This is a genomic window from Aeromonas sp. TECH754, assembly GCF_056279295.1.
Genome location: NZ_JBWBRA010000001.1, coordinates 2,496,940 through 2,508,519, shown reverse-complemented (window position 1 = coordinate 2,508,519; position 11,580 = coordinate 2,496,940). Strand labels below are relative to the sequence as shown.

Here is an 11,580-nt window from a genome sequence, read left to right as displayed (position 1 = left end):
CTGTTTTTAAGCAGTCGGCCGGGAGGGATTGGCGCGGGCAGGATGACAGGAAGAGGTGGCAATCGGTGCCCTGTTGCAGGCAGTCAGAGGATGGCATTTCGGGGCCGGTGGCTGGTTGGGGAACCGGGCCTAAAGAGGAGAGCGAGGCGCCGCACGGCGCCCCGCTCACGGGATCAGTCGTCCTCGTCGTCTTTGACTTCCCGGATCTTGTCCCGGTATTTGGGCAACTGCTTCTCGAGCCGCTTCATGTCCTTGATGGCATTCAGAAACAGGCCGAGCAGGAACAACAGCGGCAGGCCTATCCATAACCACAGACTCATAGTTCGTTTCTCCTATCGGTGCGACCGGCGTTGACACTTGTGGTGGCATAGCGGGCCAGGATCTCGTCGAGATGGGCCAGTATGCACGCCTTGCCTTCAATATCCGCCTGTTGCAGGCAAAGCGCCAGCGCGTCGGGATCCAGCCGCTGATCGGCCGACTCCAGGGCGAAGCTGATGTGCCAGGGCTCGTAGGCGACCCCGCTGCCGCCGTCGAGCGGCTTGGCATAGGGCAGGAAGAAGCCGAAATCGTTCATGTGGTCGGTCAGCCAGTCGCTGAGGCCCGCAAACCAGCCGTGCTCTTCATACTCCCAGGGCTCCAGCGCCAGCCTGGTGCCCGTGGGCAGGCAGTCGGGATCGTAGATGTCCAGATCCGTGCCCCAGTGGTGGCGGCTGGTGCCGGGCAGAGCGCTCCAGCGCAGGATGGCGTGCAGTCGCTCGGTCTCCGTCAGCTGGTGTGCATCCAGCGGTTGGTTGTTGGCGTCCAGCAGCGGCCGCTCGCCGCGCCACTTGCCATTCCAGATGGCGAGCTGGCGCTCGAAGCCGCGCCAGCTGGAGGCGGCCTGCAGGTTGTGGCCCTCGTAGGCGGCGGCCACCTGCATGTCGTTGAAGGCCGCCGCGGTGGCGGCGCTCAGGCGGTGGGGGCCGCGCCCCACCAGGATGAGGTGGCTGTCATCCAGCCCCAGCAGCTGATCCTGGGTCATGGCTGTCCCTCCTGCGGTGTGATGGCGAAAGGGAGGGCGGCCGCGCCGCCATCCCGGGGTTGGCGTGCCGTCATGCCAGCAAGCGCTCCAGCACTCCTTGGTACATGTCCGCCAGCAGATCCAGATCCTGCGCCTTCACGCACTCGTTCACCTTGTGAATGGTGGCGTTGACGGGGCCAAGCTCGATCACCTCGGCACCGGTGGGGGCGATGAAGCGCCCGTCCGAGGTGCCGCCGGTGGTGAGCAGTGCCGGTTGCTGACCGTTGACGGATTCGATGGCTCCCACGGCCGCCACCAGCAGCTCGCCGGTGTCGGTCAGGAAGGGCTGGCCGGAGAGGGTCCATTTGATCTCAAAATCCAGCCCGTGACGGCTCAGCAGGGCCTCGACCTGCTCGCGGATCGCACTATCGGTGAGCTCGGTGCTGAAGCGGAAGTTGAACTGCACGTGCAGCTCGCCCGGGATCACGTTGGAGGCGCCGGTGCCCCCCTGGATGTTGGCAATCTGGAAGCTGGTGGGCGGGAAGTAGGCGTTGCCCTGATCCCAGACCGTGCTGGCGAGCTCGCTCAGGGCCGGCGCCGCGCGGTGGATGGGGTTGTCCGCCAGATGGGGGTAGGCCACGTGACCCTGTACCCCGCGCACCACCAGATCCCCGGTGATGGAGCCGCGCCGGCCGTTCTTCACCACGTCTCCCACCTGGCTGGTGGAGGAGGGCTCGCCGACGATGCACCAGCGGATCTTCTCGTGGCGCGCCTCCAGGGTGTCGATCACCCGGGTGGTGCCGTTGATGAAGGGGCCCTCTTCATCGGAGGTGATGAGGAAGGCGATGGAGCCCCGATGATCCGGGTGCGCGGCCACGAAGCGCTCGGTGGCCACTACCATGGCGGCGAGCGACCCCTTCATGTCGGCGGCGCCGCGACCATACAGCATGCCGTCCTTGATGGTCGGCTCGAACGGCGGGGTGTGCCACTTGTCGAGCGGCCCGGCCGGCACCACGTCGGTGTGGCCGGCGAAGCAGAACAGCGGCCCCTGGGTACCACGGCGGGCCCACAGGTTGGTGGTGTCTTCGAACACCATGGGCTCGATGACGAAGCCGAGGCGTTCGAGGCGTGCCGCCATCAGGGTCTGGCACCCTTCATCCAGCGGCGTAACGGAGGGGCGGCGGATCAGATCCTTGGCCAGTGCGATGACATCCGACATCGGCGTTCCTTAACAAAAAGTTTAACGAGAGAAGAGGGATTGGTAGTGGTCGGCTTTAAAGCCCAGGTGCAGCTCGCCATCCTTGTCCAGCAGCGGGCGCTTGATCATGGCGGGCTGGGCCAGCAGCAGGGCGCGGGCGCTGACGGTGTCGAGCCCCTGTTTTGCCTCGTCCGGCAGGGCGCGAAAGGTGGTGCCGCGGGTGTTGAGCAGGGCTTCCCAGCCGAGTCGCTCGAGCCACAGATCCAGCTGGGCGGGATCCAGGCCGTCGGCCCGGTGATCGTGAAAACGGTAGTCGACGCCGGCCTCATCGAGCCACTTGCGGGCCTTCTTGATGGTGTCGCAGTTCTTGATGCCATAGAGCATGTTGGCCATGCTGAGTCCTTTATCTGCGGGCCTTGGCCCTGAACGCTGACGTGAAAGTCAAGAGAGGGCCCGATTCTGGCATTGTGACCCCCGGATGGCAACGGCGGCGCCCCGCCAAGGGGATTTTCTACGAGGGGAGAGCCGGCCTTGGTCCCGAAAACACAAAACGCGCCAGAGGGCGCGTTTTGTGTGGGGTGACCCGGCGGGATGATTCAGGGCGCGACGGGCCACTGGTAGTCGAAGACCCGGGCGCGCTCCCAGGGCGCGTCCGGCAGGCTGGAAGAGAGGCCGGCGTACTTGCCCACGTCGTCCACCACGATGGCGGAGAGGGTCGGCAGCTGGTGCTCGGTGCAATACATGCGGATGCGTTGCAGCAGGGTGCGCAACTCGTCCTGGCTGTTCTCCAGCCCGGCCTGCCTGGCCAGCTTGGAGTAACGAATGGTGGTGCGCTCCTTTGCAGACTCGATGAGGATGTCCCACAGCTTGTAGTCGCAGTTGATGCTCTCTGCGGTGGCCTGGTTTGTCATAACTCTCTCCGGTGCGAAATGGTCGCCTTGTATCGACGGGCATCTTGGCCAGTTCCCCCCCAACGGACGTTGATCCAGAGCAAAAAAATGGAGGTTGCTGGTCTTGACGCTATGCCACTGGATTCTAATGCGCCAACGTCAAATTTAACGACTGATTTTTGTGATTTGGTTGGTGTTTTATTCTTTAAATGTGCATTCAAGCCATCTTTATTGATGGGGATCAAGGGGAAAGGCGAGATCGCCCACTAGATTTCGCCCCTCGATAACCAATCAGGAGCGCATTTTGGAACTCTTATTCGTCTTGTTCGTGCTGATGGCCGTGGTGTACGGCATCGTCAAGGACTACAACCCCCAGGCCGTGCTGGCGCTGGCGGGGATGAGCCTCTTCACCCTGTCCTACTGGCTGGGTCTGCACCCCATCCTGCCCGCCGACAAGAGCACCGGCTTCGCCCTGTTCGACCTGTTCGAGGTGTTCAAGGGAATCTTCTCTTACCGGGCGGCGGGGCTGGGCCTCACCATCATGGCGGTGGCCGGCTTTGCGACCTACATGTCCCACATCGGCGCCTCCCAGGCCCTGGTGAGGGTGGCGGTCAAACCGGTGGCGGGCATCCAGTCCAGCTATCTGATGCTCTCCATCTGCTACCTGGTGGCGGTGTTCGTCTCCCTGTTCGTCACCTCCGCCACCGGCCTCGGTCTGTTGCTGATGGTCACCATGTACCCGGTGATGCGCAACCTCGGCATCAGCCCAGCCTCCGCCTGCGGCGTCATCGCCACCTCCCAGGCGTTCGAGATTGGCCCGACCCAGACCAACGCCATCTTCTCCGCCGGCCAGTCCGGCATGGATCCGACCAGCTACTTCGTGGATTACCAGATCTGGCTGGTGGCCCCCATGCTGCTGGTGACCATGGTGCTGCACTTCTTCTGGCAGCGGCACTGTGACCGCAAGGATGGCTGGGATCCCGCTCAGCATCGCGGCGATTCCGCCGAGCTCGACGAGCAGGGGACCGACGAGGTGACGGCGCCGACCTGGTATGCCCTGCTGCCCATCATCCCCTTCGTGCTGATGATGACCTTCTCAAAGCTCTTGGTGGACGACATCAAGATGAGCGTGGAGGTGGCCATGCTGCTGTCGGTGTTCATCGGCATGCTGTGCGAGCTGCTGCGTTCGCGCTCGGTGCGCACCGCCTTCGCCGGCCTGTCGAGCTTCCTCGACGGTATGGGCAAGGTGTTCGGCCCCGTGGTGGCGCTCATCGTCTGCGCCGAACTGTTCGCCGAATCCCTCAAGGCCATCGGTGCCATCGACACCCTGCTGCATTCGGCCAGCAATGCCGGCATCGGCAGCGGCCTGATGACGCTGGTGATGGTGGGCCTCATCATGGTGGCCGCCGTCATCATGGGCTCCGGCAACGCGGCCTTCCTGAGTTTCTCCACCCTGGCCCCCGCGGTGGCGGCCAAGTTCGGGGTGCCGGCGGTGACCATGCTGTTGCCGATGCAGCTCGCCTCCAGTATCGGGCGCAGCATCTCGCCCATCGCTGCGGTGCTCATCGCCTGCGCCGGCATCGCCAAGGTCTCCCCCTTCGTGGTAGTCAAGCGCACCAGCGTGCCCATGGCCGGTGCCCTGGTGACCGCCCTGGCGCTCAACTATCTGCTGTTCATGTAATGGCGGAGCGGGCGGCCTGGCCGCTCGCTCCATTCACTCTGCCAAGCGGCGGGAGGCCGGGCCTCCTTCCTGATGGAGACGATGATGTCAGACTCACGCAACGATTTTTCCCTGGACGCCTACCTGGCGGATCTGGCCCCCCTCATCAACCTGGATTGCGGTACCCGCACCCCGGCCGGGGTGGCCAGGGTGGCCGACCTCATGACCGAGAAATACGAGGCCATCGGCTGGCAGGTGACTCGCCACCAGTTTGCCGTCGAATGCGGCCCCTGCCTCGAGATCACCAATGCCCCCGGCGCCGAGCACTATGACGTGATGCTGGTGGGTCACATGGACACCGTCTTCCCGGAAGGGACCGCCGCCAAGCGGCCGTTCAAGGTGGAAGGCGATCAGGCCTTCGGCCCCGGCGTCTCCGACATGAAGAGCGGCCTGCTCTCCACCTGGTATGCCTTGCAGGGCATGGATCCGGCCGTGCTGGCCACGCTCCGGGTGCTGGTGTGCTGCAACTGCGACGAGGAGATAGGCTCCCCCTGGTCCAAGGAGTGGCTGGTGAAGAAAGCCAAGCAGAGCGCTTGTGTGCTGGTGGCCGAGGCGGCCCGTCCGAGCGGGGATCTCATCAGCGCCCGCAAGGGCAATGCCAAGTACCGCATTCGCTTCCACGGCAAGGCCTCCCACGCGGGATCCGCCCTGGCGGAGGGCATCTCCGCCATCACCGAACTCGCCCACTGGGTGCTCGCCATCAACGAGCAGGTGAACATGGAAACCGGCACCACCATGAACGTGGGGGTGGTGCAAGGCGGCACCGGCGTCAACGTGGTGCCGGACTTTGCCGAGGCCATCGTCGACTTGCGCTTCTGGAGCAACGACGAGGCGGCGGCCGTGCACGACCGGCTCGGCTTCATGGCCCAGAACCCCTTCCTGAGCGGTTGCCGGGTCGAGGTGGAACGCCAGACCTTCAAGCCGGCGATGCGCCCCAATGAGGATACCCAGGGGCTGATGCGGCTGGTGGAATCCGCTGCAAAGGAGGAGGGGATCTCCTTCAACTGGCTGGAGGCCGGGGGCGGCTCGGATGCGAACTTCACCGCGGCGGCCGGGGTGCCGTCTCTCGATGGCTTCGGCCCCATGGGCGGTGGTTTCCACTCACAGAGCGAGTTCCTGCTGCTGGAGAGCATAGCGCCACGCATTCGTCTGCTGCAGCGCGTATTGACCAAACTGGTACGCTGAAAAATAGCGTTCAGGCAGTGAAAACGGGAGGCTTAGGCCTCCCGTTTTCATCTATGCGAAGGGCCGGAGGGTTAGCCGGCCTCGTCCTCCGCCAGATAGGCTAGGTGCTCCTGCCGCGCTACCCGCCAGCCATTGAGGTGAAGCGGCGCCCCAAAGCCGGGGCCGTCGGTCACCATGCTGTGATACTCCCCCTGTTCGCCGCAGGCATCGAAGCCCTGCCGCGCGGCAAGTGCCTGCAATTCGGCGAGGCTGGCGGCGTCCAGTGCCCGTCCCACCCAGTCCGGAGCCAGCACCCTGGTATCGACGCAGGAGAGGTGGGCTTTGATGCCGCGGGCCAGCAGATCCGCCAGCAGCGCCGCGCGAGTTTGTCGCCAGAGCGGGCTGTGCACGGCGAGGCCGAGCGGGCGACAGCGCGCACGGATCCAGTTAGGTTCCCCGCCCACGCTGTCGATATCGCCGGTGACCACGCCGTCGATATCCCACTCCCGCTGCAAGTCGGCCAGTGCCTGCTCGTAACTCTGCTCGAACGGGGCCTCTATGGTCACCAGCCGATGGGGCAAGCCCAGAGCCTCGGCCTGGCGCCGGACCAGGGCCAGCGGATGGGCGAGGAAGCGGGGATTGGGCGGGGCAAAGGTGACCAGGGCCACCACGTCATGATCCTGCTCGCGGGCATGACAGAGGGCCTGCATGGCATCCTTGCCGCCGCTCCAGAGCGCGATGACGCGAGACATGGCTTGTATTCCGATGGTGAAGGAGAAGGCATGCTACCGAGCTGGCGGGGGGTTGGCAAAGGCGGGAGCACGGGCAGGGCGCGAAAAGACAACGGGCCCCGCGAAGGGGCCCGTTGAGGGATGGCATGGGAAGGCCGGTCGGGGTTACAGCAGTATGCTGGTCAGCACATAGCCCAGGCTGCAGGAGGTGGCGACCCCGATCAGACCCGGCACGATGAAGCTGTGGTTGATGATGAACTTGCCGATGCGGGTGGTGCCGGTGCGGTCGAAACCGATGCAGGCCAGATCGCTCGGGTAGGTCGGTAGCACGAAGTAACCGTAGCTGGCAGGCAGGAAGGCGATCAGCAGCTTGGGCTCGACTCCCAGTGCCAGCCCCATGGGGGCGATGGCGGTGAGCGCGGCGGCCTGGCTGTTCACCAGCTTGGAGATGAGGAACAGCACCAGGGCATAGGTCCAGGGCTGAGCCTGCACCACGTGGGCCAGGGTCTCTTTGAGCAGCGGCATGTGGGCCTGGAAGAAGGTTTCGCTCATCCAGGCGACCCCGAACACCGAGAAGATCGCGACCATACCGGCCTTGAACACGGCACCGTTGGCGATCTCGCCCGGTTTGACCTTGCAGCGCATCAGGATGACGGCGCCGGCGATCAGCATCATCATCTGGATCACCAGGTTCATGGAGAGCGGGCCCGTCTTGCCGCCCATCTCGAACACCGGGCGCAGGGAGGCGTCGGCCCCCAGCACCACCACGGCGGCGATGGCGGCGAAGAAGATCCAGGTCGACCAGTAGGCCTCTTTCGGGAACTTGGTGTTGAGCAGGGTCTCACCGCCACCGTAGATGTAGGCGCGCTGCTCTGGATCCTTGATCTTGGCCTGGAACTCTTCGTCCTTGTCCAAGTCCTTGCCGCGGCGCAGGCTCCACAGGGCCGCCATGATCACTCCGCTGAGGGAGGAGGGGATGGCGATCATCAGGATGTCGAGCAGGCTGTAGGCCTGACCGATGCCGTGACCGGCCGCCAGGATGGAGACCATGGAGACCACGGCCACCGACACCGGCGAGGCGCAGATCGCCATCTGGGAGGCGACAGAAGCCACCGCCATCGGGCGCTCCGGGCGAATGTTCTTCTGTAGCGCTATGTCGGAGATGATGGGGAACATGGTGTAGACCACGTGGCCGGTGCCGCACAGGAAGGTGAGGGTCCAGGTGGTGAGCGGCGCCAGTATGGTGATGTATTGGGGATGACGGCGCAGCAGGCGCTCGGCAATCTGCATCATCAGGTTGAGACCGCCTGCGGTCTGCAGGGTGGCGGCGCAGCCGATCACCGCGAGGATAGTCAGCATTACCTGGACTGGCGGCTCACCCGGGGTGAGGCCGAACACGAAGGTCAACAGGAACAGACCTATGCCGCTGATGAGACCCAGCCCCATGCCCCCGAAACGGGTACCCAGCAGCAGACAGCCGAGTACCACCAAAAATTCCATCAAGATCATTCCATTTCCTCGCGTGATTCGATCCATGTGGGTGTCGGAACATGGATCCGGATTATCTGTTGTTATTTGCCCCTAAAGGGTTAGTGGTTATTCTGCCTACCCTAAAGGGGTAAAAACTTGAAGTGCTTCAATAACTCATGTTTTTTCGATTTAACTGCATAAAAACTACGGTGCGAGGCGATGGAGAGGGCAGAAAGGCGGTGCGGGCGGGGCTGGTTGCGAGGTGAGATGGAGGGAAGAGGGGGCGTCATTGCCGCCAGCCCCGAGCCGATGTGGAGGGCATATGGAACGCATCACTGGGTGGGTCGGAGGGGCGGGGCATGGGCAGGTCGAGCGCGGTCATGGGGGCGGGACGTGCCCGCCCTGCATTGGCTGACGGCTTACTGTTTGTCGTCTGGCGCGGCGGCGGAGGAGGAGAGCTGCGACAACAGGGCGGCACCGCAGCTAGCCAGGATCTCATCGGCCAGTGGCGAGTCATCCGGACAGGCGCGCGACAGCACCATGGCGCCGATCATCTGCGCCATCTGCGCCATGCCCCTGGCTCGGCGCGCCTCATCGTCGCCCGCGTCGGCTAGCTCGTCGAGCGTCCCGACGCGGGTCAGCAGGGTCTCGATACCGGCCGCGAAGGCGGCCTTGATCTGTGCCGGCTGACGCGCCGCATCGGCGCACAGGGCGGCCATGATGCAGCCGTCCCCCGGGGCGTCGCGATGCTCCCTTGACAGGTAGTGACTGACAAACGCCGGGGCATCCAGGGTCTTGGTCTTTTCGGCACTCTGCTCGAAGGCGCAGGTGGCCGCCTCCGCCATCAGATCCGCCTTGGCCGGGAAATGCTTGTAGAAGCCGCCATGGGTAAAGCCGGCGGCCGCCATCAGATCTGCGACCCCCACTCCGTCGTAACCCCGTTCCCGAAACAGCCTGGCGGCGGTCTCGACGATGCGTGCCCGGTTCGCCTGCGCCTGTGCTTTGGTGACCCTCATAGCCGGTGATCTCTCCGAATAGTGCAACTGCTGAAGTGCCCAATATACATTGATGTCGGTCATCATCAAAATGCTTGACTGCAAAGATGATGATCGTCATCTTTAATGGTGTTCAATCCGGAAGAGGCGAGAGGGCGTGATCGCTCAGCCTGCGCCATCATGGATACGCCCGCTCGGTATTGACCGGCGCGCAGACCCGCTTCCACACCCGACCCGGCATCCACAAGACAGAGGCGAGACATGACAGACCCCAGACTCTTCGAAGCCTACCCCTTTGGCCCCATCACCCTCGCCAATCGCATCGTGATGGCGCCGCTGACCCGCAATCGCGCCGGTGCCGGCCTGGTACCGAGCGAATTTGCTGCCACCTATTACAGCCAGCGCGCCACGGCAGGCCTGCTGATTGCCGAGGCGACGCAGGTTTCCGCCCAGGCGCAGGGCTATCAGGACACCCCGGGTCTCTACACCCCGCAGCAGATCGCAGGCTGGCGCAAGGTGACTGAGGCGGTGCATGCTAAGGGGGGCCGGATCTTCGTGCAGCTCTGGCACGTCGGCCGTGTCTCCCACGTCGATCTGCAGCCGCAGGGGGCCGCCCCTGTGGCCCCCTCGGCCATTCGTGCCGAGACCAAGACCTTCGTCAACAACGGCTTCGTCGAGGTGTCGGCGCCGCGGGCGCTGACCCTAGAGGAGATCCCTGCCATCGTCGATGACTTCCGTCAGGCGGCGGCCAACGCCATGGCGGCCGGCTTCGACGGGGTCGAGGTACACGGCGCCAACGGTTACCTGCTGGAGCAGTTCCTCAAGGACGGGGCCAACCTGCGCATTGATGCCTATGGCGGCTCCATCGAGAAACGGGCACGGCTGCTGCTCGAGGTGACCGCCGCCGTGGCAAACGAGATTGGGGCCGATCGCACCGGGGTGCGCATCTCTCCCGTGTCACCGGCCAATGGCATCTCCTGCAGCGATCCCCAGCCGCAGTACGATTATCTGGTCGAGCGGCTCAGTGAACTTGGCATCGTCTACCTGCATGTGATCGAGGGGGCCACCGGCGGTCCCCGCGATGTCGCCCCCTTCGACTTTGGCTCCCTGCGCCACCGCTTCAAGCAGACCTATCTGGCCAATAACGGCTATGACCTCGCGCTTGCCAACGCTCATCTGAGCCAGGGCAAGGCGGATCTGTTTGCCTTTGGCCGCCCTTTCATCAGCAACCCGGATCTGGTGGCTCGCCTCAAGGAAAGCGCGCCCCTTGCCGCGTTGCGGCCTGAGACCCTCTATGGCGGCGGCGCCGAAGGCTACATCGACTATCCGGCCCTGGCAGGCGCCGGCGAGTAGCCGCACATCGACGGGAAGCGTCACACCATAGCGCCCCGTCGACGCAGCGCCATGGCCGGCCAGTGCCTGGCGCGGCATCCATCACAGTGCAACACGATCACCCGAGAGAATGACATCATGACTATTAAACCCACAGTGCTCATCACCGGTGCCTCCAGCGGCATTGGTGCCACCTATGCCGACCGCTTCGCCAGACGCGGCCACAATCTGGTGCTCGTCGCCCGCGACAAGGCCCGGCTGGAGGCGCTGGCTGCTCACCTGCGTCAGGAGTGCGGCGTCGCCGTCGACGTGCTGGCGGCCGATCTCACCCGGTCACAGGACGTGGAGGCGGTCGAGGCCCGCCTGCGCGGTGATGCCGGCATCGGCATCCTGATCAACAATGCCGGGGCCGGTCAGTCGGGTCACTTCATCGAGCAGAGCGCCGCCAGCGTCGAGCAACTGGTGACCCTGAATACCACGGCGCTGGCCAGGCTGGCCGCCGCCATTGCCCCGCGACTGGCGCAAGCCGGTGCGGGCAGCATAGTGAACATCGGCTCGGTGGTCGGGCTGGCCCCGGAATTTGGCATGACGCTCTACGGCGCGACCAAGGCCTTCGTGCTTTACCTGTCCCAGGGCATGAGTCAGGAGCTATCCCCCCGCGGAGTCTATGTGCAGGCGGTGCTGCCGGCGGCCACTCGTACCGAGATCTGGGCACGCTCCGGCATCGATCCCGACAGCCTGCCGGAAGTGATGGAGGTGGAGGAGCTGGTGGATGCGGCGTTGGTTGGCTTCGATCGCCGCGAGGCGGTCACCATACCGCCGCTGCACGACGCGAGCCGCTGGGATGCCTTCGAAGACGCGCGCAAGGCCATGTTCTCCGGCATCCGCCAGGCCCATGCCGCCGCGCGTTACCGGGTGGTGCCCAGTTGACCCGGATTGCCGCGTTGTTCGACGAGGGCAAGCTCAAGCCCGTCATCGACAAGGTCTTTCCATTTGCACAGGCCGGCGAGGCGCTCGCCTATCTGGCGACCGGCCGTGCCAGGGGCAAGGTCGTCGTCAGCCTGGCGTGACAGGCGGAGG

At 64.6% G+C, this 11,580-nt stretch carries 13 protein-coding genes; 5 read left to right on the top strand and 8 right to left on the bottom strand.

Features of this window, described 5'->3' with window-relative positions; all coding sequences use genetic code 11:
- Nucleotides 1-173: 173 nt before the first annotated feature.
- The 5 genes from ACZ9IL_RS11060 to ACZ9IL_RS11040 all read right to left on the bottom strand — a co-directional run bounded on the left by ACZ9IL_RS11060 (nucleotide 174) and on the right by ACZ9IL_RS11040 (nucleotide 3,109).
- Nucleotides 174-320, bottom strand: a complete 147-nt coding sequence (locus ACZ9IL_RS11060; protein ID WP_156128293.1) for a hypothetical protein — start codon at nucleotides 318-320, stop codon at nucleotides 174-176.
- The gene (locus ACZ9IL_RS11055; RefSeq protein ID WP_476003564.1) at nucleotides 317-1,021 is read right to left on the bottom strand and encodes a M15 family metallopeptidase; all 705 of its coding nucleotides are present in this window, start codon (nucleotides 1,019-1,021) and stop codon (nucleotides 317-319) included. Before ACZ9IL_RS11055 ends, ACZ9IL_RS11060 begins: the two co-directional genes overlap by 4 nt.
- A gap of 70 nt (nucleotides 1,022-1,091) precedes the next feature.
- Nucleotides 1,092-2,219 carry a succinyl-diaminopimelate desuccinylase gene (gene dapE, locus ACZ9IL_RS11050; RefSeq protein WP_476003563.1) on the bottom strand — a complete coding sequence of 376 codons (1,128 nt, stop codon included), beginning with the start codon at nucleotides 2,217-2,219 and terminating at the stop codon, nucleotides 1,092-1,094.
- Nucleotides 2,220-2,240: 21 nt separating this feature from the next.
- Nucleotides 2,241-2,591: an ArsC family reductase gene (locus ACZ9IL_RS11045; RefSeq protein WP_476003562.1), complete on the bottom strand. Its 351-nt coding sequence runs from the start codon at nucleotides 2,589-2,591 to the stop codon at nucleotides 2,241-2,243.
- A 203-nt stretch (nucleotides 2,592-2,794) separates the two neighbouring features.
- Entirely contained in the window at nucleotides 2,795-3,109 is a 315-nt protein-coding gene (locus ACZ9IL_RS11040) for a hypothetical protein (protein WP_476003561.1), read from the bottom strand.
- Nucleotides 3,110-3,392: 283 nt separating this feature from the next.
- Between ACZ9IL_RS11040 and dcuC the strand changes: the two genes are divergently transcribed.
- Together dcuC and ACZ9IL_RS11030 are read left to right on the top strand one after the other, a co-directional pair.
- Nucleotides 3,393-4,769, top strand: a complete 1,377-nt coding sequence (gene dcuC / locus ACZ9IL_RS11035) for a C4-dicarboxylate transporter DcuC (protein ID WP_476003560.1) — start codon at nucleotides 3,393-3,395, stop codon at nucleotides 4,767-4,769.
- 84 nt (nucleotides 4,770-4,853) lie between these two features.
- Entirely contained in the window at nucleotides 4,854-5,993 is a 1,140-nt protein-coding gene (locus ACZ9IL_RS11030; RefSeq protein ID WP_476003559.1) for a M20 family metallopeptidase, read from the top strand.
- 71 nt (nucleotides 5,994-6,064) lie between these two features.
- Here ACZ9IL_RS11030 and ACZ9IL_RS11025 read toward each other — a convergent pair whose 3' ends face one another.
- The 3 genes from ACZ9IL_RS11025 to ACZ9IL_RS11015 all read right to left on the bottom strand — a co-directional run bounded on the left by ACZ9IL_RS11025 (nucleotide 6,065) and on the right by ACZ9IL_RS11015 (nucleotide 9,189).
- Entirely contained in the window at nucleotides 6,065-6,724 is a 660-nt protein-coding gene (locus ACZ9IL_RS11025) for a Dph6-related ATP pyrophosphatase (RefSeq protein WP_476003558.1), read from the bottom strand.
- 144 nt (nucleotides 6,725-6,868) lie between these two features.
- The gene (locus tag ACZ9IL_RS11020; RefSeq protein WP_476003557.1) at nucleotides 6,869-8,212 is read right to left on the bottom strand and encodes an anaerobic C4-dicarboxylate transporter; all 1,344 of its coding nucleotides are present in this window, start codon (nucleotides 8,210-8,212) and stop codon (nucleotides 6,869-6,871) included.
- A 380-nt stretch (nucleotides 8,213-8,592) separates the two neighbouring features.
- Nucleotides 8,593-9,189 carry a TetR/AcrR family transcriptional regulator gene (locus tag ACZ9IL_RS11015; protein ID WP_476003556.1) on the bottom strand — a complete coding sequence of 199 codons (597 nt, stop codon included), beginning with the start codon at nucleotides 9,187-9,189 and terminating at the stop codon, nucleotides 8,593-8,595.
- 240 nt (nucleotides 9,190-9,429) lie between these two features.
- Here ACZ9IL_RS11015 and ACZ9IL_RS11010 point away from each other — a divergent pair, with 240 nt between their 5' ends.
- The 3 genes from ACZ9IL_RS11010 (at nucleotide 9,430) to ACZ9IL_RS11000 (ending at nucleotide 11,570) form a co-directional block, all read left to right on the top strand.
- Nucleotides 9,430-10,521, top strand: coding sequence for an alkene reductase (locus tag ACZ9IL_RS11010; RefSeq protein ID WP_476003555.1), 1,092 nt, complete (start codon nucleotides 9,430-9,432; stop codon nucleotides 10,519-10,521).
- 117 nt (nucleotides 10,522-10,638) lie between these two features.
- Nucleotides 10,639-11,430 carry an SDR family NAD(P)-dependent oxidoreductase gene (locus tag ACZ9IL_RS11005; protein ID WP_476003554.1) on the top strand — a complete coding sequence of 264 codons (792 nt, stop codon included), beginning with the start codon at nucleotides 10,639-10,641 and terminating at the stop codon, nucleotides 11,428-11,430.
- Nucleotides 11,427-11,570 (top strand): zinc-binding dehydrogenase, encoded by a 144-nt coding sequence (locus tag ACZ9IL_RS11000; protein ID WP_476003553.1) that lies wholly within the window; start codon nucleotides 11,427-11,429, stop codon nucleotides 11,568-11,570. Before ACZ9IL_RS11005 ends, ACZ9IL_RS11000 begins: the two co-directional genes overlap by 4 nt.
- Nucleotides 11,571-11,580: the final 10 nt, after the last annotated feature.

Excerpts from the sequence above, each read along its gene's own strand:
- ACZ9IL_RS11060 (WP_156128293.1), bottom strand. The coding sequence starts at position 320 with ATGAGTCTGTGGTTATGGATAGGCCTGCCGCTGTTGTTCCTGCTCGGC.
- ACZ9IL_RS11055 (WP_476003564.1), bottom strand. The coding sequence starts at position 1,021 with ATGACCCAGGATCAGCTGCTGGGGCTGGATGACAGCCACCTCATCCTG.
- dapE (WP_476003563.1), bottom strand. The coding sequence starts at position 2,219 with ATGTCGGATGTCATCGCACTGGCCAAGGATCTGATCCGCCGCCCCTCC.
- ACZ9IL_RS11045 (WP_476003562.1), bottom strand. The coding sequence starts at position 2,591 with ATGGCCAACATGCTCTATGGCATCAAGAACTGCGACACCATCAAGAAG.
- ACZ9IL_RS11040 (WP_476003561.1), bottom strand. The coding sequence starts at position 3,109 with ATGACAAACCAGGCCACCGCAGAGAGCATCAACTGCGACTACAAGCTG.
- ACZ9IL_RS11030 (WP_476003559.1), top strand. The coding sequence starts at position 4,854 with ATGTCAGACTCACGCAACGATTTTTCCCTGGACGCCTACCTGGCGGAT.
- ACZ9IL_RS11025 (WP_476003558.1), bottom strand. The coding sequence starts at position 6,724 with ATGTCTCGCGTCATCGCGCTCTGGAGCGGCGGCAAGGATGCCATGCAG.
- ACZ9IL_RS11020 (WP_476003557.1), bottom strand. The coding sequence starts at position 8,212 with ATGATCTTGATGGAATTTTTGGTGGTACTCGGCTGTCTGCTGCTGGGT.
- ACZ9IL_RS11015 (WP_476003556.1), bottom strand. The coding sequence starts at position 9,189 with ATGAGGGTCACCAAAGCACAGGCGCAGGCGAACCGGGCACGCATCGTC.
- ACZ9IL_RS11010 (WP_476003555.1), top strand. The coding sequence starts at position 9,430 with ATGACAGACCCCAGACTCTTCGAAGCCTACCCCTTTGGCCCCATCACC.
- ACZ9IL_RS11005 (WP_476003554.1), top strand. The coding sequence starts at position 10,639 with ATGACTATTAAACCCACAGTGCTCATCACCGGTGCCTCCAGCGGCATT.